The following is a 248-nucleotide window of genomic DNA, read 5'->3' as shown; positions in this document are numbered from 1 at the left end:
CCTAGACGAGTGATGCGTAACTCGGTTAGTGGTCGTAGGCGGTCAGGGATCGGGTGATGGGTTGGCTGGTGGTGCGGTTGTGCCAGATGGCGGCGGTCAACGCGAGGAGGCGTTGGGCGACGCGGACTCCGACGCCTTCGATGGTGCGTCCGCCGTGTTGTTCGAGGTTGAGCTGGCCTTTGAGGGTGTCGTTGACCGACTCGATGAGCTGGCGGATGGACTTGAGCAGCGGCTCACCGGGATGGGGC

General features: G+C 64.1%; 1 pseudogene. It reads right to left on the bottom strand.

The annotated features are described in order from the left end of the window. Window positions 1-25: 25 nt before the first annotated feature. Window positions 26-248, bottom strand: a pseudogene (locus H5965_RS46295) (IS982 family transposase); the annotation flags it as partial.

It is taken from the genome of Amycolatopsis sp. 505 (assembly GCF_031625235.1).
Lineage (GTDB): Bacteria > Actinomycetota > Actinomycetes > Mycobacteriales > Pseudonocardiaceae > Amycolatopsis.
This window is presented reverse-complemented; position numbering and strand designations above follow the sequence as displayed.